Raw genomic sequence first — 19,238 nt, 5'->3', positions numbered from 1 at the left:
TCATGAATTTTATACCAGTTGTAACTGAAAAAACATCAAGAGGAGACAGATCTCATGATATATTCTCTAGATTATTAAAAGAAAGAATTATATTTTTAACTGGAGAAATTAATGATAATCTTGCAACTTTGATTTGCTCTCAACTGTTATTTTTAGAAGCTGAAAACAAAGAGCAAGATATTTATATTTATATCAATTCTCCTGGAGGGTCAGTCACTTCTGCATTGGCAATTTATGACACTATGATGTTTATAGCGCCAAATGTTAATACTGTTTGTTTGGGTCAAGCATGTTCAGCTGCATCTATGCTTTTATGTTCAGGGAAAAATAGATTTATGTTAAACAATGCTAGAGTTTTGCTTCACCAACCATTGGGACAAATGAAGGGTCAAGCTAAAGAATTAGAGCTTTACGTTGAAGAAATAAACAAATTAAAGCATATAGTTGCAGATATATACCATCAACATACTCAAATCTCTTTAGATAAATTGGAACAGATTTTTGATAGAGATACAATATATAGAGCGCAAGAAGCAATTGAGATGAATTTAGTTGATGAAATTGTAAAAAATAGAAAAATAGCCAAAGAAAAGGGAAATTAAAACATTAAATATGCAAAATTAATGTTTGAGGAAAGTTTTTTTAATATATGAAACATAAAAGTGAGATAAATTTATTCTATGACATCTTATAATCAGGAAAAATCTACAACGGCTTGTTCTTTTTGTTATAAAGATCAGCATTCTGTAGATAAATTAATTGCTGCTCCATCTTCAATTTTTATTTGTGATAAGTGTGTGCATTTATGCCATAAAATGATACTGAAATATAAAAGTAATTTGGATGTCAAAATTGACATCCCTTATCCATATGAAATTAAAAAAATACTTGATAGCTATATGATTGATCAGGAAGAAGCAAAAAAAATACTTTCTGTTGCTGTGTTCAATCATTATAAAAGAATTATGAGCGAAAATTCTGATGATGATATTGAAATAGAAAAATCTAATATATTGTTAGTAGGGCCTAGCGGATCTGGGAAAACTTTTTTTGCTAAGATCATGGCTAAAATATTGAACGTTCCTTTTGTTATTGCTGACGCCACTTCTTTAACTGAAGCTGGATATGTTGGAGAAGATGTCGAAGGGATACTTCACAAATTATTGCAATCTGCAGATTATAATCTAGAAATGGCACAAAAAGGGATTGTTTACATAGATGAAATAGATAAAATCGCAAAGACATCGGAAAATCGATCAATTTCTAGAGATGTTTCAGGAGAAGGAGTTCAGCAGGCGTTGCTTAAGTTGATTGAAGGATCAACAATTTCATTGCCACAAAAAATGCAAAAGAAAGGGCAAGAGCAAACTTTCATGAATACAAAAGATATACTGTTTATTTGTGGTGGAGCCTTTTCTGGATTGGATGAAATTATACAAGAATCTAGCGCTAAGAAAATTGGATTTAAAACTCATGACATTCAAACTAATAAAAATTATAATAGCAATGAAATTGATGTAAAGCATTTAATAAAATTTGGATTAATTCCTGAATTAATTGGAAGGTTGCCAATTATTGCCAAATTAGAAAAATTTGACAAAGATGCTTTGATAAGAATTATGAGAGACACTAAAAACTCAATAATTAAGCAATATTCTAGTTTATTTGCATTAAGCAATGTTGTGTTAAATTTCACAGAAGATGCAATGGAATTTGTTGCAGAAGAAGCATTAAAGAGAAATACAGGAGCAAGATCATTAAAATCTGTTCTAGAAAAAATATTTTTGCAGCACTTTTTTGATTTGCGCGAAGATTCCAAGCATGAATTACTGATAAACAGAGAATATCTTGAAAATAATTGCAATACGAGTAAAAAGAAAATCAACTCTGTTGGTTAATAAATCAATTCTGCAAAAAATCTACTTATTCTGCACGCAAGATTTTTAAGAGGGATTTGTATAAATTAAATAAATAATAATTCCAGAAAAATGATTGTATAAATAATTCTAGTTTTTTGCAATAAAACTATGTAAAATTTATGTATGTATATCAAAATCTTAGATTTATTTGCTTTAAACGCAATTCATGGAATAAAATTATTTCATATAATAATATTTAATATATATGCATGTGTGTATCTAATTTATTTTGCATGTAAAAGTAATATCTATTTGACCAAGCTGATTAAAAATAATTTCGAAGGCGAGAAATTTGGCATATTAAACGATTACAAGAAAATATTAAAGCATAAAGATTTTATCATATTCAGCTGGATAGCAATAAATCAACAATTGAAAAAAAAGTGGATTGGCAAAATTAACTTTCTTATTTTTATTGGGTTAATTAACCCCATTTTATTTCATTGTTTTGTAAATATAAATAATTTTATCTATCTTATTGCTTTAGAGTCAATTATTTTTTGCACTATTTATTTTGTTTGCAAAAAGAAAAATTTGTTCTTTTTAAATTTCCATAATCACTTTATTAAAAATGACAATAAAATGCATAGTAATTATGAAGTAAAAAGCCTTGTATCTCAATTAATTAGCGCGCAAGAAAAATTTGAACAAAGTATAATGGTTAATAGTGAGCTTAAAAAAGAATTAGGAAATTTAATGATTCGTATAGTTAATCTTGCCAAGTCAAATCATGCATCGAAAGATTTATTAGAGAAATTGACGCATTATATGATTGAAAAAAAATAGAAATTTTATAGAATTGTGAATTATAATTTTGAAAACACAGAGTTATTTATAGATTTTTTGAATGAAAAAAATTTATCACAAAATTCTATTGAGTCTTATAAGCAAGACATTTTTTCATTTTTAAAATGGATAAAATTAAATAAAATCAATAAAATAATAGATAATAAAAATATTATTACAGAGTACGTTGAGTATTGCAAAGAAGTTAAATTATCGCAATCTACTATGCAAAGAAGAGTTCAGACATTGAATCAATGGATTAATTTTCAATCACAAGAAATGAATATTCATTGGAATGCTATTATTCCTAAAATAAAAAAAGATAGGAAGGATTTGAAAATAATAAATAATAATGCAATTTCAATGATTTTAGAACAAATAAATGAGAATAATTTTCATAATATCAGGTTAAAAGCGATTATAAACATGCTTTATAGCACAGGATTAAGAGTGTCGGAATTAATTAAAATAAAAATTAATGAAATGAAAAATATAATAATTGGAGAAGAAAAAAGTTTTAGAATTATTGGAAAAGGAGACAAAGAAAGGCAGGTGTTTATGACTCAAAATGCGATTCAATCATTGAAAGATTATATCAAAATAAGAAAAGAAACTTCAGTTTATTTATGGAATAATGATTCAAAGCATATTACAAGGCAATCTATTTTTCTATGGATGAAAAAATTAGGAATTTCTCCTCATGATTTTAGGCATAAACTTGCATCTGATTTGGTGAAAAATGGAATGAATTTATTGGAAGTTAAAAAAGTTATGGGCCACTCTAGTGTTAAAACCACATCTCTATATACTCATGCACATAACTCAGAAATTGAAATTAAGAAATACCACCCTCTAAATAATAGAGCCAATAAAAAATAATTAAAGATTAAGAAAAATTTATAAAATTATATAAAATTACAATTGAAATAAAGAAGAAAAGATTTAGCAATTAATGTTGTAATTTATAAAACTAATTAGTGCTCAACAAAATCTTCGAGTAAAATTGATAGCAGAAGAATTAGAACGCTTGTTAAATAAAAAATCAAGAAATCATATACATATTGAGAGATTTTGATTAGATGAATTTCAAAATCATTTTATACTAAAATATTTATTTTTTCTATTTCCAAGGTTTGTATTTTATTGCACTACTATTTGAATTAATATCATACGATAATTTCTCTCTATATCTCCAATTACTTCTATATATTTTATTTAATTCTTTGCTGTGAATTTTGATCACGTTTTCTAAATTTCTTTGTTGCCCAGATTTAGAAAAATTGAAACTCCCAGTGATTGTGATTTCATCATCAATAATTATAATTTTATTATGCGCAATTCCAGGCACACGATCTATAAGAGGTGTGATATTATTTTTTTGAAGCAAATCTATTGATGCATTTTTGCAAGTATTAATTTTATCTAATATAATCTTAACTTCTACACCTTTTCTCTTTGCTTCAATTAGGGCTTCAGATATATCTATAGAAGTCCATGTGTATGCTTGAACATTTACATTATTTTTAGCTTTTCCAATTTCTCTGATAATCATCTTTGTGCAATTTTTTTGCGATGGAATGAAACATGCTTCTATGTGATCAAATTTTACTTTATCATTTTTCTTAATTATAAAAACAAAAAGCAATAATGTTGATGATAGAATCACAGCAAGCTTTTTAAGTTTATTTTCTGAAAACATACCAAAATTATATCAGATTTTGAGAAAAATCAAAATTGAAAGTCAGCGTTAGTGAAGCAAAATTGATGAAAGAGTTGCATCACAAAACTTTGTAATATTATGAGTTTTCTTTGTCAAATTATGATTTTTTAAAATCCAATCTAAATGTAATTATTTAAGACTTGCAAATAAATCTAAAATTTTATCTAATTCAATGTCATTTTTAAAATTGATATTTAGACTTCCTTCTTTTCCATTTTTAATAATTTTTATATCAAATTCTAAGTTATGAGAAAGGCTATCAGCTATAGATGCATACTCATCTGAGTTTGCATTGTTGGAAGAGTTTGAAGTTTCATGTTTTGATACGTTTGGATTTTTATTTTGTTCAATTTCCCTATTATTTGAAGTATTTCCAATGCTTTCTTGTATTGAAATTCCTTCGCTAGCAATTTTATTTGCCGCTTCAGTCAATTCCTTTTCTTCTTTATATTTTTGCAATAAAACTTTTCCATGACCAATTGTTAAACTTCCTTTATAGATCAATTCTTGAACTTCTTTTGGTAATTTAAGTAATCTTATCAAGTTAGCAATATGACTTCTGCTTTTCCCAACTTTCCTAGCAATTTCTTCTTGAGTCAAATCATATTCATCCATGAATCTTTTGTACGCATTTGCCTCTTCTATTCCATTCAATTGAGCGCGCTGAATATTTTCTAATATATTTGCATTTAATATTTTCTCATCTGACCAAGACACAACTCTAGATGGAATTGTTTTGAGATTTGCGATTTTGGAAGCTCGAAACCTTCTTTCTCCAGAAATAATTTTAAATTTACCATCTTGCTTGTAAACAATAATAGGCTGCAATACTCCATGAGATTTGATTGTTTCTGCTAGTTCTTCTAATTGCTTTTGATCAAAATGCTCTCTAGTTTGCATTGATCCTGCCTCTATGCTTTCTATATCAATTTCTTGAAAATCCTTCAAAATATTTTTATCTTTTTTTAACAAAGATTCCAAACCTTTTCCCATGCGAGATTTATTCATTTTCTACTCCTTAAAAATTCTTTTGCTAAACTTAAATATGCCTTAGATCCACTACAATGCACATCGTATATAATTGCAGGTTTTCCAAATGAAGGAGCCTCTGAAAGACGTACATTTCTAGGAATAACTGATTCATACAAATAATCTCCGAAATGCTCTTTTACATTACTCAAAACATTGTTTGCTAAAATATTTCTTTTATCAAACATAGTCATAACGATTCCTTCTATATGTAATTTTTTATTTAAATTTCCTTTTATTGCATTTATTGTCTCTAGCAACTGAGCAATTCCTTCTAAAGAATAAAATTCACATTGAACTGGTATTAAAATCGAATCAGATGCTACAAAAACATTAATCGTTATCATGCTCAAAGAAGGAGGGCAGTCAATAAAAATATAATCAAAATCATTTTTAATTTTGTTAATTTGATTGCTAAGAAAATATTCTCTCTGATCTTTTGAAGATAACTCAACATCTAAAGCTGACAAATTATTGCTGCTAGGAATGCAAAATAAATTATTTATATTTGTTTGTATATAATCAGAACAATCTCTATTTATGAAATCATAGCTATTAATTTGTTCATTTTTTTCTAAACCTAATGCAGTGGTTGCATTTCCCTGAGCATCTACATCAATTAATAGAATTTTTTTGCCAGATATAGCCAAAGCAGCAGATAAATTGACACATGTGGTTGTTTTGCCAACTCCACCTTTTTGATTAGAGATTGCGATTATTTTGCATTTTTTATTGAGTGTATTGGACATTTTTAACTTCTACAACTGTGCCAGGCATATGTCTATCATTAATACTATATTCAAATTTCCATCCTTTTGCTAACGCATCATCTATTTCTTCTTGGACATTAAGAGATTTAACAAACAAGCCTTTTGTGTTTTTGTTCCATAATTTCTTAGCAGCGTCTAAGCATCTTTCAAATGAGCTAAATCCTCTTGCTATTATCCATTTTGCGTCAGTTTGCTCAACGCTTCTTATAGAATGATCTACAACTTTGAAATCTAGATCTAAATCTTTGACAATTTCTCGTAAAAACACAGCTTTTTTCTTGTGAGAATCAACTAATAATCCGCTAGCTCCCATAATGCCTAATATTACTCCAGGTAATCCATTTCCAGATCCAATATCAACTATTGATGGCTCATCTTTTATAAAACTCCATAAATCTGCGCAATCTAAAATATATTTATCAATATCTTCTAAAGCTTTATCGCTAACCAAGTGCAATTCAGCATGCCACCTTCGCAATGCATTTTTATAGAAGTTTACTTTTTTCATTTGATCATCATTGAAAAATTCATTTAACATACTATAAAAATAACATTTGAAGAAGAATAAAGCAAAATATTTAAAAATAGAGCTATAGAATTTAAATAAAATGCTTTCAAAAGATTGGAAAGTTAAGAATTAAAATTAGAAAATAAAATAAAATTATGCTGTAAAAGATTGTAGAAAAATTTATTTATATAAAGTTAACAGATTTAATTAATATTATTTTTCTTTAAAATATGATTTGCAATTAATTTAGAAATCAATAAAAGCAATAAAATCATAAGTGTTCCGGCTATCATTAAGTATTTAAAATTGAAATCAAGGCTTTTTGTAAAAGCTCCAATTGCATAACCTATCGCACAACTTATAACAGCCCATATTACTGATGCGATAATATTCAAAATCATATATTTTTTTGGATCTATTTTAATAATTCCTATCAAAACAGGGCTTATAATTCTTATTCCATATATAAATCTAAATGATAGTATGTATGTATTTTGATATTTAATGGCTAGTGGCTTTAATTTTGTAAATAATTTTCTACTAAAGCTAAATCTTTCTAAAAATCCAGGCCCAATGTAATATCCAAGATTGTATAGCAATTGATCAGCTACACATGTTCCTATAAAAGATAAAATGCAAATCTTATAAAATGACAAAACTCCATGCGCACACAACATTCCTGCTGTCAAAACAATAGATTCTCCTTCTATCATGGATCCAAACAGAACAATCCAATACCCATAATTTTGAACTAAATCAATTAACATATATCAATTGTAATATATAAATATCAATTGTCTATATAGTTATTGTTATTATTCAGTTATTCGACTCTTTTAACCAATAAAGATCCATCTTGAAACTCTATATTGAACTTATCTGGCGCTTCAGATTTATTTTTAATCAATTTGCCATTTACGGTTGCTCTACAAAATCCTCTTTTTAATGTGTCTTCATACGAAATGCTTTTCATTGCATCAATTCTTTTTTCAAGCAAATTTGCATTATTTGAAATAAATTGCTTAAACTGTGAGTGAAGTTTTTCGATTCTATGGATAAGATCTTTTTGCAAAGAATTTAAGTTTAATCTAAATTTGTCTATAGATTTAATTTCATTATACTTTTGGTTCCAATAAGAATTATATGCGTAATCTTTTTTTGCGATTTTACTTTTAAAATCTTGAAACAATGGTTTAATAATTTCTTTTGCTGATTGCATTCTCAATGTTAATAATTTATTTTTAAACTTATTTTCTATATAAAATAAAATTGAACTTTTGATTTTAGATTCATAATTCTCTAATTTAATGCATAATTCTTTTTTATCTGGAAATGCTAACTCTATAGCTGCTGTTGGGGTAGGCGCTCTACATGATGAAGCATAATCTGCAAGTGTGGTATCTGTTTCATGCCCAATAGCAGTAATTAAAGGTATTTTTGTATTTGCAATCGCTCTAACTAAATCTTCATCCTGAAATCCCCATAAATCTTCAAAACTTCCTCCTCCTCTAGCCACAATTAACAAATCTACTTCATGATTTTTATCACGCAAATCTGGAGAATTAAAATATTTAATAGCATTTATAACGCTATTAGCCATTTCAGCGCCTTGAACAGACACAGGGTAGAAAACAACTTTACAAGGGCATCTATCTCTTAATCTATGCAACATATCATGTAAAACAGCCCCAACAGGAGATGTAATAATTCCAACTTTCTTAGGATATTTGGGAAGCTTTAATTTCCTACTAATATCAAACAATCCTTCCTTTTGCAGCGCAAGCTTTCTTTTTTCCAATACTTGAGAGTCTCCAATATGCTCAACTGACAAAACAACCATTTGATATTTAGATCTTCCAGGATAGCTAGAAACTCGCCCGCAGCAAATAATTTCCATATCATGCTGTGGCTCAAACGATAATTTAGCATTAGCCCATGCGATGCAATCTATAACAGCATCTTCTTCTTTAAGTGAAAAGTATAAATGATTCATTCTTTTTGGCTGACTAACTTGTCCTTTAATATAAATCTTACTATAAGATGATTCCAGCATTTTCTTGATCGCTAAAGATAAAGATTTAACTCCAAAAGTTGGCAAATTATTTGTCATATTAAATCACACTTACACATTTTATCATAAATATCCAACCACTATTCCATCAACACTTACTGCATCCATAGGTCTCATAGATTTATTAAATGGACTTTCATGCAATGTGGCTCTCAATTGTACATTTTGTTCGCAAATATCTTTTGACTTCTTGTTAATTGAAGCAATATTTTTCTTTTTCTTCTTAGTATCAACTTCTTTTTCATCAGAAATTGCATTTATGTTTGCATTTGCATTCGCATTTATAGGATCAGATATTTCTTTTGCGAGTACTTTTGGAAATTTAAACGAGCCATTATGAATTTTCTTTTTTACATCATCATAATAATATTCCATTAATTGGCCATCTTGTTCATAGAATATTTTTGGCATAGATTCACTATGGAATTCAAAACGTATATTAATATCATTATTTTGCTCAAACTCTCTAACAATATCTTTTTTATGATTCAAAATATAATATATCAAATTTGAATCGCAATTAATAACTATATTTTTTGTATTTATTTCTTGATTAATATATGCAATTTGCCTGAATATAAACGTTGAATTTAAGGAATCTTTCTTTGTAAATCCAGATCCATGGCAATTAGAGCATTTCTTATGCATAGATAAAAATGAATTTCTTCGCAATTGTTGTCTAGAAATAGAAAAAAGGCAAAATCTATCCATTTCTCCTAAATTATATTTAGCTTTGTCGTTATCCATATGTTTTGCAAATTCAGCAGAAACTGTGCCCAAATTATTCTGGCTATACATATCGATAAAATCTATCACAATTAAGCCTCCAATATCTCGTAATTGAATTTGCTTTGCAGCCTCATATGCAGCTTCCATATTAATCAAAAATGCAGTCTTATCTATAGAATTTTCTTTCTTACATATTCCAGAATTCACATCAATAGAGGTAAGCGCTTCAGTATGTTGAATGATTATATATCCACCAGACTCCAAATTAACTCTTTCACAATACATAGATTCAATTTGATTCTCAACGTCATAAAATTTAAATATAGGATTTGATTCTTTGTGTTTAATTGCAGAATCTTTAATGCAGTCTGGAACTCTTCCTTCAATAATCATTTTCATGTCAGGTTTGTGGTAATCTATAAAAGTTTTTTCTATTAGAGATGGAGATCGCAATGCCAAATGAACATCTTTTTTCTTAGCAGCTTGAGATATAATTTGCATTTTTCTTTTTATATTACTGAAATCATTTTCAATTTTTTTGTAATTTTCTCCTAAAGCAGAGTGTCTAAAAATTATATGACAATCAGTATTTTTCGTTAATTTTTCATGCCAAGCCTTTATAGATTCTCTATCTGATTTTGCAGATATTTTCTTAGATATAGAACAACTATTTTCTTGGTTCATTAAAGCAATCATAAACAAGCTTTTAATTTCAATAAAAGTTGTTAACATTGCCCCTTTGTTTTCTTTTTCATCTTTAACAACTTGCACAATAACAAGCTGTCCTTTTTTCAGAGATTCTTTTGAAGATAGAAATGACAAGAATCCATTTTTATTTTCACCATAATTTATAAAGTATGCTTGAAGAGAATTCTCAACATGATCTACTTTAGCTAAATAAATATTTCCAACATTGGAATGATTTTCATTAGATTCAAAGAAAAAATTCATTAATCTATTTTCTTCTATTATAGCAATTTGAATACTTGATTCATCCGTTGAATCTACCAGCATTAATTTATTCACTTAGTTAGATTGTATTCTTTTGACTTATAATATTCAACTCTATAAAATCAAAATAGAGAAATAATTAAATGAATACAGAAAAAAACATGAAAAATCTATGGAAAACAGATGAATTTCCTAGCAACAAAATAAAGAGGGTGCATATGATTGGCGCTTCTGGACTTGGAATGCAAGCTTTAAAAGTATGGCTTCAGGCTAAAAATTACACTATAAGCGAAACAGATGACTATAATTCGCATCCACATATGATTTCTGCAAATGAAATACCAAAATCTGATTGTCTTATCGTAAGCTCAGTGATTTCAAAAGATCACCCACAATGCATATGGGCCATCAAAAACAATATTCCAATTTTTCATAGAGCGTCATTTGCTAAGTATTTATCTAATGAAAAAGAGTCTATATGCGTATCGGGAACACATGGGAAAACCACAACTTCTGGGTTAATAACATGGATCATGCATTGCGCCAAATTAAATCCATCTTTTATGCTTGGAGATAAAATGCAAAATCTGAATATAGCTTCATTATGTGTAAAAAATAAAAATTCAAATAAAGATTTGATAAATAATGATCTAGATGACTTAAATGATAATTATTATGACAATGAATTAGAAGAGCGCAAAGAAGAAATTTGCATTATTGAGTCTGATGAATCTGATGGATCAATGCAAAAACTTACAGGAGATGTGAATGTCATTACCAATATCGATGAAGATCATATGGATTATTATGAAAATAGAGAAAATATAGCTAAATCTTTTAAAAACTTCGCGCTTTCCGGACAAATATGTATATGTCATCAAAAAGCTAAGGAAGAATTAAACATAGATAGCGTTCTTACATATTCTTTAGATAGTAAAAATACAAATTCCTTATATGAAAATATCAAAGATTCAAATCATTCAAAATCATTTGATGATTCAAATTCAAGTGAGTCGGATTATTTTGACTCAAATAATTCTAGTAAATTTGACAGCTTTGATAATTTAGATTCAAATACTTCAAGTCAATCAGATGTATATGCTAAGAATATTAAATTTCACCAAAATGGAATGATGTTTGATGTTTGCGGGCTAATTGAAATGCATAATGTATATTTGAATATGCTTGGAATGCACAATATAGAAAATGCTTTGGCTGCAATATGCGTTGCTGTATATTATAATATTGATGAAATATATATCAGAAATGCTTTATCTTCTTTTCAAGGAATGAAGAAGCGGTTAGAAGTGAATCAAGTGAATAATATTGATTATATGCTAGATTATGCACACCATCCTCATTCTATAAAATTACTATTCGATACTTTAATTAATTATAAATATAGTAAAATTTACTGTATATTAGAAATACATAAATACTCTAGATTAAAGAAAGATTTCAATTTATTTATTCGAGAAATAGCAAATTTATGCAACAAAATAAATACCTCTGTAGCAATTATGCCAATTCATAATGTTAAAGAAGATTTTGATATAAATTTAGAAAATAAATTCTATGAATCTTTGTTGCGCAAAATAAATACAAAAAATTCAAATAATATCGATCAAGAAAATAGAAATATACAAATTAAATCAAGGAACACACAAGACCAAATAAATGCACTTCAAGATTTTATAAATGATATACATAAATCCCATGCAAAGCAAAGTTCTGCAAAACAGGAATATGCAAATCAATCCCATGCGAAGCAAAATGACTTAGTATTATTTATAGGTGCTGGTGAAGTTTGCAAATTATACTACAAATTCATAAAGCATATTAGTTTATAAGCAATCTTAGATTATTAATTATGCAAATTACACATTATGGCAATTTTATGAAAATAAATTGAAGTTAATGAATAATTCTAATGTCAATTTACAAAAAATATTATGCTATAGCCCATAAAACCATTAAAATGCATTCCATAAAATCTTGAAAAATCATTATATAGGTAGGCTATTTAATGCTCAAATAATAGCAAAACACATTTCAAGTAAAAAATAAATAATTTCTTATATAAACATGCATAAATAATCAAATCTATCAAATTATATTGAAAAAACATAATAGTGATTAATTTTTTATATAAATTGATTTATAAGCTATTTTCTAAAGCTTTGTTGTTTTGTTATTTAAATAGAAAAATGAAATGTATTTTATAATCTTATTATATGAGAAATTTATTACAAATAAAATTGTAATTTTTTTTATCTCAGGATTTTTTTATCTCAAGAAATTTCTTTCTCTCAAATTTGTAGATTTGCTGTTTTAGCTGTTTTATTGATTTCTTTTAATTCATTTACAAATTTAATTCAATTTGCAAGAAACCACTCAAGTCATTTTTAAGTTGATTTTTTTAATGTTTTGAAATAATTTCTCTAATATTTTAATGCATTAAATTGATTTTTTGAGATAATCATGTAATTTTTCATTAGAGCATATCAAATCACTTGGAAGGTCTAATAAATCATTATCTAATGGCAATTCGCTAATTTTTTTGTCCTTACGAACGCTCACCAATCCATTGTCAACTTTTTTAACTAAAGCCAACCCTGCTGCATAATCACATAAATGGGTAGGGCGCTCTATGCATCCATCTAATTTCCCATTAGCAACATAGGCCATATTCAAAAGAGTGGACCCAAGTTTTCTTTGTTTGATGTTAGGGTTGTTTATATTTTGGTTTAATCCAAACATGCTTTTTTCTATTTCGACATTTTTAGAAACATAAACTTTTCTGTAATTTAAAAATACACCTTTTTCATCTGCTGCAAATAAATCAGAATTCATTGGGTCTAATATCATGCTAGAAACTATTTCATTATTTTTCATAACTGCTATAGCGCAACAAAATACCCCTATGCCTCTAAGAAAGTTTTCACGACCATCAAGAAGATTTATTATCCATTTTGATTCTGCTTCTTCTTGAAACATCATAGATTTTGTAATAATTCCATAATCAAGTCTTTTTTGATGAAGAAGGTTTATAATAAAATTTATTGTTCTATTTTCAAATCTTTCAATAAACTTTTCTCTCTTCTCAAAATTAATATGCTTAATTTCATTAAAATCTCTTGCTAGAGTTTTTCCTATTGATTCAAGAGCTTCTTCCATTACCATCATGTCAAATGGCTTGAAAACATTCTCTTTAACTATATTCATATTCATTTGTTTTTATATCTTTCTACATATGAGCAACTAGAAGGATCAACTACAACTTTATCACCTTGATCAATATATGTTGGAACAAGAATTTTCATTCCATTTTCTAATACTGCATTCTTATAAGAAGATGCTGCTGTTTGTCCTTTTATTGCTGGGTCAGCTTCTATTATTTCCATAACAACGGGATTTGCAAAATCAAAACTAATCACTCTGCTTCCTTTGTCATCTTCATACATCATAGCTTTAATTTCTATTCCATCAGACAAAAAGTGAGAAATGGGCTCAAAATCGCTTTTTTGAATTTCAAATTGCTCAAAATCATCCATAAACATAAAGCAACATTCTCCATTTGATTCATAAAGAAATTTTGCTTGTTTTTCTTCTAAAATCGCTTTTTCAATATATTCTTCTGCACGAAATCTTTCATTTATTTTTGTTTCAGAGTCTACGCCTTTCAATTCTGCTTTAATAAATGCTCCGCCTTTTCCTGGCTTTACATGCTCAGTTTTTCTGACTTTGAACAATTTATCTTTATAAACAACAATATTTCCTGGTTTTATATCTGCTACACTAACTTTTTGATTCATAAAAACATCATATATCATATTGAACAAAAAATCGAATAAAAAGACTATTGACTCAATATTTAAAAGCACACATAATAAAGATCTAGAGGGCGCTTAGCTCAGTTGGTAGAGCACTTGACTTTTAATCAAGGTGTCATAGGTTCGAACCCTATAGCGCCTGCTTCTCAGAAAATTAATTTAATTTATCATTTAATATTTTAATTTATTTAATAGACATGCTTTTTGTTTAAAATTTTATTATTTTATTTTTTAAATTTAAATAATTAAAAAATTCTTCTATTTGTTATTCAAGCATCTTTTTAAAGCATATATTTTATCAAATGCATAATTGCAGCTATTGTTCTTCCAACTATTTTTATTAGAGTGAGAAATTTCATTTATATTGTTAAGGGGTTCGGCAATTCTTACTAATTCAGTTTATTATATTTTTGCTTGATATATATTTTACATAATTTCTATTTTTATATTTTTGCTTGATATTGATGTTAATATTTTGTGAATTACTTTGAAATTGAAATTTTTATTAAATTATATAAATAATATAATTTTATTATTGTTTATTATAAATTGCAGTTACTTATTTATATTTAATTGCAATTATTTATATATATATATTTATTATTGCAAATCATAGCCATTTTATTGAGTTGTTGAATTATTTCGGATTGAAGATTCATTTAACATAATATCCATTATGTGATATAATCAAACAATCTTAGAGAGTTTAAAAGAAATATTGGAGGAGTTTTAAATTTTGGACAAAAGAATTTTGAGTAAAAAAATATTAAAGTTTTGCATAAATAATATTCCCTTGTGCATAAGCATTTAAACTGCAAAATTGCATATAGTATATAATTTCACAAAAAAACTAAATTAATATACGTATGTCATAGATCAAAAAACAATGCTCAAAATTAAAATATAGTTTCAACAAAATTTGTTAGATAAATTGGAATTATATGATGGAAAACAAGATTTTCTAAAATGCTCAGTTTATATGTCAATTTATTTCATGTATGTTATTATTTGTTCATGTACGGGAAAATATTTTTAACTATTGCGTTTGCGTCTATACATGCGAATTCTAATAACTCTAAACCCAAAAAGGTAGAACAGAAAATAAGCATTGCAAAACCAGATAATTTGCCAAAAAAAGATGGAATTATTTCTGATTATGTGGCTCATATTGTTGCTAGATCTAATTATTATCCAAATGAATACGATGCTTCTAAAAATGATCCAATGAAAAAACAAACAATTGTAAATATTTCTAAAGACAGTTATTTTTCTGGAATTATAATGGGCAATCATTTAATCACTGATTTCAAAAATATTAAAAATAAAAAGGAAGTTTTTTTGCTGTGTAATCAAGAAAAAATTTCTCTAACTCTTGTTGGACATGATCAAGATGCATCTATAGCTGTTTTTGAAATTGACAAAAACAACTCCCAACATGAATGCAAACTTCAGACTAAAGATATTTTTAAATCTAATTATGTTAAAAATACTTCTAAAAGAATTGTTGGGAGCGATGTGATGATTTTTACTTTTCAAGATTTATTTAGCTCAATTATTTCTAAAAATGAAAATGAATTTTTTGTTATAGATAGATCTTTGCCTAAATATTCACATGGAGGAATTGTATCAAGCAAAAATGGGAAAATTCTTGGAATGATTATAAGCAATGAAAGTGAAAATAAATATCAAAGCAGAGTAATTTCTCTTGATATTCTAAGAAAATTTACCAATCAAATCATAAAATATGGAAGAGTTATCAAAGGATATCATGGATTAAGTGTGCACAATGGAATCATTGATTTAGTTGAGAAAGATAGCCCTGTTAATGCAATTAATTTAATTGAAGGACTTAAAGTTAAAAAAATAGGGAATACAACAGTTGAAAATGATCCAAATTTTCAAAATTTAGAAAAATATGTTCCTGATGATATCGTGGAAATTAATTTTGTAGCATCTGGCCCAAATGGAGATCAATCGGATTACTCTGCAAAATTTGTTGTTTCTGAGAAGGTAAATATTATTGAAAATATAACTGGATACAATACAAAATTAGATGCTTATGTGTTTTTTAGCAAATTAGACAAAGGTAGAAATGAAATATATGCGCAAAATATTAGATCTTTATCTGAAGAATTAAAGGAAATTGCTCTAAAATCTATTTCTCTCAGTAAAAGCGCAAACAATTCTGCTTATGAATTGGGAGTTATGGTTGTGGATGTAAACAATGACACTTCTCAATTTAAAAAAGGAGATATAATTAGATTTATTGACAATCGCCCAGCAAGCATACTTTCTTTGCATAGTGAATATGGATTGTTGAAAGATAAAAAGAAGTCTTCATTGGCTCTTTCTATTATCAGGAAAAATAAAACCATTCAAATTATTATTAAAAATAACTAAGCGCTTAAAATTCATTTTATAAGATTTGCAAAGCATTTCGATAGATCGTGTTTGCAAATTTTTTAGAGATAGATAGTTTTCTAAAGCATCAATTTTATAAAATGTTTTAAGAATGAATGAAGCTTTAAAGCGTCAATATGATTTAAGGAAGATTTGACAATTCTATCTTTTATTATTAGCTTTGCTTTTCTATAAATTATTTATATATCCCACTTTAATTGCTTCTTTTTTTCTAATAGAATTGCTCTCAATTTATTTTCATAAAAAATTTGAAGATAGATTTTAATAATTTGCCAGATTATATTTTAGTAGGGAGTTTTCCATACAATACCCCCCTCTTTAATAAGTTTAACTTCATCTGATAAAGATGGAATTATTGATAATTTATGATATTTATTACTCCTAAAATCACTGTAATTTTCTCACAAATTTGTTAGCTTCTCATCATATTTAATTTTACAATCATACTCTACTTTCAATTAATCAATAAAATTCTATTTAAATATTCTATAAAATTACTTAAGAGTTAGAATTAAAAATCAAATAAATAGACTTATATAACCAATAATATTAATAAAGCTCAAATGATTTAGACTTAGGTTTCAGTTATTTTTTGTCATTTTCTTCTTCTTTGAAAATATTTGCCATTTTTTGATAAACGCTCACAGAAACTTGATTTGGCCTCATTTTCATATTTAAATTATTTTGAATTATTATATCTGAGAATTTCTCTACAAGATGAGGGAAAGCAGATGATAAATTGTTTTGAATTGTTTTACGTGGACTTGAAAATGCAGCTCTAAGAATAGTATCAAGATTATCTAAATTCATTAAATCACTTTCTGCAAAATCATCCAATATCTCCAAATGAATTACTTCAGAATTCACCTTAGGTGGAGGAGCAAAGCATCCAGGAGGAACATTAAGTATTTTTTTTGCCTTTGCAACACTTTGCACAAAAGCTGAAATTCTACCATAATCTCTATCGCAACATTTTGCACAAATTTTATCTGCAACTTCTTTTTGTATAAGAAAAACTCCATGCTTGAATTTATTTATACATCTAATAAATTTTGCAATTATTAAGGCAGAAATATTATATGGCAAATTTCCTACTAAAATATAATCTGGCAAACTATTAAAATCTATCTCTAAAATATCACAATTAATTACTTTAAATTTCTCTTCACTTGATTTAAACAACTCTATATCTTCTTTTGCATTTTCTGTTAATTTTCTTGCATCTTTAAAGTTCTCTGAGTCATTTTTTCCATCTTCTGAATCATAGTTTATGCAATTATTTTCAGCATTGTTATGAAATTTTTCTTTTGCAAATAAGTTATTTAAGTGACTAATAAATCTAATATCTTTTTCTATAGCTAAAAGTTTTGCGCAATTCTTAATAATATATTTAGTTAATTGACCTGTTCCAGGCCCTACTTCAATAACATGATTATTTATATTAGATATAAAATTTTCCATAAAAGACAATTTTTTTACATCAACTAAATAATGTTGCCCCAAATTTTTCTTTGTATGTATTTTTTGAGATGAGAAAGCCCCGCTTCTTTTGCTAATCATTTCTATTCTATTAATTCCATTGAAACAAATTTCCTGTGCGATCTCATTTGATTTTGAAGAAAGTCTTCTTTGTATTTTTGCTTTGTTGCGTCAATATAATCAGACTCATCAATTGTAGTTGTATTTATCAAATAAAAGAATGTATATTCTCCGTTTTCGAATATAATATCAGAGAAGTTTCCTTTGATCGTTCTTTTAATAACCTTCAATGCATTTTCACTTAATTGAAAAGACATTACAGCGCTTTTATACTCAACAAAATGATCTGATGACAACGCTATTGATTTATATTCATTTGTATGTGAAGTTTCCAACTCATTTTTGATTTTTTCTGCTTTTGATTTATCTTTATTAGCAATCTTCCATATCACAAACCCTCTTATAAGATTATTTCTTATTCTTTGAATTATTTTGTGATTTGCATTCATTTTATTATAATTGGCATGGCTTTGGATTTGAGCAGATAATGTTAAATATAACGCTAAATTCTTAGATTCTGGATGCTTTGGAAGGGTATTCATTATATAATTCATATAATTTTCATGATCTTGACCCATTTGCAATTTAGCCCTCTTAGCAATCAATTTAAGAATTTCTAAATCAAAAATATACTCTTCAGGTTTGTTAAATTTAAGTTGATAAGTCGATTGAATTTGTGAAGAATTAAGAAATTTTTCTATTTCTTCTAATTGAATTTTAGTGAAAATTTTGTTTCCAATTTTTATATCTGCATGACAAGATAAGAAAAGTAGAAAAAATCCTCCTATAATGTTGTGCAAATTTAAGTTTAAACTATATGCCATTTATGTATTATCCTACTTATTTGCTAATTTGAAAATATGATTTTTATATAGACATTTTGATATTTGTCAATTATGATTTGTTTATCTAGGAGAAAATTTCATTATGAATACTTCATCTGAAGAAGAAAATAAAATAGT

General features: G+C 26.9%; 17 protein-coding genes and 1 tRNA gene. 7 read left to right on the top strand and 11 right to left on the bottom strand.

The window, feature by feature from the left end; all coding sequences use genetic code 11:
- Window positions 1–2: 2 nt before the first annotated feature.
- The 4 genes from FZC35_RS01300 (at window position 3) to FZC35_RS01285 (ending at window position 3,584) form a co-directional block, all read left to right on the top strand.
- Window positions 3–602 carry an ATP-dependent Clp protease proteolytic subunit gene (locus FZC35_RS01300; protein ID WP_148980861.1) on the top strand — a complete coding sequence of 200 codons (600 nt, stop codon included), beginning with the start codon at window positions 3–5 and terminating at the stop codon, window positions 600–602.
- A gap of 78 nt (window positions 603–680) precedes the next feature.
- On the top strand, window positions 681–1,898 hold the full coding sequence (clpX, locus tag FZC35_RS01295; protein WP_148980860.1) for an ATP-dependent Clp protease ATP-binding subunit ClpX: 1,218 nt from the start codon (window positions 681–683) through the stop codon (window positions 1,896–1,898).
- Window positions 1,899–2,453: 555 nt separating this feature from the next.
- Window positions 2,454–2,705 (top strand): hypothetical protein, encoded by a 252-nt coding sequence (locus tag FZC35_RS01290; protein WP_148980859.1) that lies wholly within the window; start codon window positions 2,454–2,456, stop codon window positions 2,703–2,705.
- A gap of 15 nt (window positions 2,706–2,720) precedes the next feature.
- On the top strand, window positions 2,721–3,584 hold the full coding sequence (locus tag FZC35_RS01285; protein ID WP_148980858.1) for a tyrosine-type recombinase/integrase: 864 nt from the start codon (window positions 2,721–2,723) through the stop codon (window positions 3,582–3,584).
- Window positions 3,585–3,825: 241 nt separating this feature from the next.
- Here FZC35_RS01285 and FZC35_RS01280 read toward each other — a convergent pair whose 3' ends face one another.
- From FZC35_RS01280 to FZC35_RS01250, 7 genes are all read right to left on the bottom strand, one after another.
- Entirely contained in the window at window positions 3,826–4,404 is a 579-nt protein-coding gene (locus tag FZC35_RS01280; protein ID WP_148980857.1) for a phospholipase D-like domain-containing protein, read from the bottom strand.
- 150 nt (window positions 4,405–4,554) lie between these two features.
- A complete protein-coding gene (locus FZC35_RS01275) occupies window positions 4,555–5,433 on the bottom strand; it encodes a ParB/RepB/Spo0J family partition protein (protein WP_148980856.1) in 879 nt (292 codons plus the stop codon).
- Window positions 5,430–6,203, bottom strand: coding sequence for a ParA family protein (locus FZC35_RS01270; protein ID WP_148980855.1), 774 nt, complete (start codon window positions 6,201–6,203; stop codon window positions 5,430–5,432). The genes FZC35_RS01275 and FZC35_RS01270 overlap by 4 nt, the downstream gene beginning before the upstream one ends.
- On the bottom strand, window positions 6,184–6,762 hold the full coding sequence (locus FZC35_RS01265) for a 16S rRNA (guanine(527)-N(7))-methyltransferase RsmG (RefSeq protein WP_148980854.1): 579 nt from the start codon (window positions 6,760–6,762) through the stop codon (window positions 6,184–6,186). Before FZC35_RS01265 ends, FZC35_RS01270 begins: the two co-directional genes overlap by 20 nt.
- Before the next feature lie 173 nt (window positions 6,763–6,935).
- The gene (locus FZC35_RS01260; protein ID WP_148980853.1) at window positions 6,936–7,499 is read right to left on the bottom strand and encodes a DedA family protein; all 564 of its coding nucleotides are present in this window, start codon (window positions 7,497–7,499) and stop codon (window positions 6,936–6,938) included.
- 56 nt (window positions 7,500–7,555) lie between these two features.
- The gene (gene xseA, locus FZC35_RS01255) at window positions 7,556–8,842 is read right to left on the bottom strand and encodes an exodeoxyribonuclease VII large subunit (RefSeq protein WP_148980852.1); all 1,287 of its coding nucleotides are present in this window, start codon (window positions 8,840–8,842) and stop codon (window positions 7,556–7,558) included.
- A 24-nt stretch (window positions 8,843–8,866) separates the two neighbouring features.
- Window positions 8,867–10,558: a ribonuclease E/G gene (locus tag FZC35_RS01250; RefSeq protein ID WP_148980851.1), complete on the bottom strand. Its 1,692-nt coding sequence runs from the start codon at window positions 10,556–10,558 to the stop codon at window positions 8,867–8,869.
- A gap of 68 nt (window positions 10,559–10,626) precedes the next feature.
- On the opposite strand from FZC35_RS01250, the gene FZC35_RS01245 reads away from it, so the two are divergent.
- Window positions 10,627–12,333 carry a Mur ligase family protein gene (locus FZC35_RS01245; protein WP_148980850.1) on the top strand — a complete coding sequence of 569 codons (1,707 nt, stop codon included), beginning with the start codon at window positions 10,627–10,629 and terminating at the stop codon, window positions 12,331–12,333.
- Between the two features lie 607 nt (window positions 12,334–12,940).
- On the opposite strand, the gene FZC35_RS01240 is transcribed toward FZC35_RS01245, so the two are convergent.
- Together FZC35_RS01240 and FZC35_RS01235 are read right to left on the bottom strand one after the other, a co-directional pair.
- Window positions 12,941–13,708 (bottom strand): inositol monophosphatase family protein, encoded by a 768-nt coding sequence (locus FZC35_RS01240; protein WP_172618999.1) that lies wholly within the window; start codon window positions 13,706–13,708, stop codon window positions 12,941–12,943.
- Window positions 13,709–13,710: 2 nt separating this feature from the next.
- Entirely contained in the window at window positions 13,711–14,298 is a 588-nt protein-coding gene (locus FZC35_RS01235) for an elongation factor P (protein ID WP_172618998.1), read from the bottom strand.
- 87 nt (window positions 14,299–14,385) lie between these two features.
- On the opposite strand from FZC35_RS01235, the gene FZC35_RS01230 reads away from it, so the two are divergent.
- Window positions 14,386–14,458: transfer RNA gene (locus tag FZC35_RS01230), tRNA-Lys, on the top strand.
- Window positions 14,459–15,330: 872 nt separating this feature from the next.
- Window positions 15,331–16,716 (top strand): PDZ domain-containing protein, encoded by a 1,386-nt coding sequence (locus FZC35_RS01225; RefSeq protein ID WP_148980847.1) that lies wholly within the window; start codon window positions 15,331–15,333, stop codon window positions 16,714–16,716.
- A 606-nt stretch (window positions 16,717–17,322) separates the two neighbouring features.
- On the opposite strand, the gene FZC35_RS01220 is transcribed toward FZC35_RS01225, so the two are convergent.
- Both FZC35_RS01220 and FZC35_RS01215 read right to left on the bottom strand, forming a co-directional pair.
- Window positions 17,323–18,297 (bottom strand): ribosomal RNA small subunit methyltransferase A, encoded by a 975-nt coding sequence (locus FZC35_RS01220; protein WP_148980846.1) that lies wholly within the window; start codon window positions 18,295–18,297, stop codon window positions 17,323–17,325.
- A gap of 2 nt (window positions 18,298–18,299) precedes the next feature.
- Window positions 18,300–19,100 carry a hypothetical protein gene (locus tag FZC35_RS01215; RefSeq protein ID WP_148980845.1) on the bottom strand — a complete coding sequence of 267 codons (801 nt, stop codon included), beginning with the start codon at window positions 19,098–19,100 and terminating at the stop codon, window positions 18,300–18,302.
- Window positions 19,101–19,238: the final 138 nt, after the last annotated feature.

Source organism: Candidatus Cytomitobacter indipagum (assembly GCF_008189285.1).
In the GTDB taxonomy this organism is placed as follows: Bacteria; Pseudomonadota; Alphaproteobacteria; order CAJXXZ01; family 1604HC; genus Cytomitobacter; species Cytomitobacter indipagum.
The sequence above is the reverse complement of the archived record's forward strand: the minus strand, read 5'-3'. Positions and strand labels throughout refer to the sequence as shown.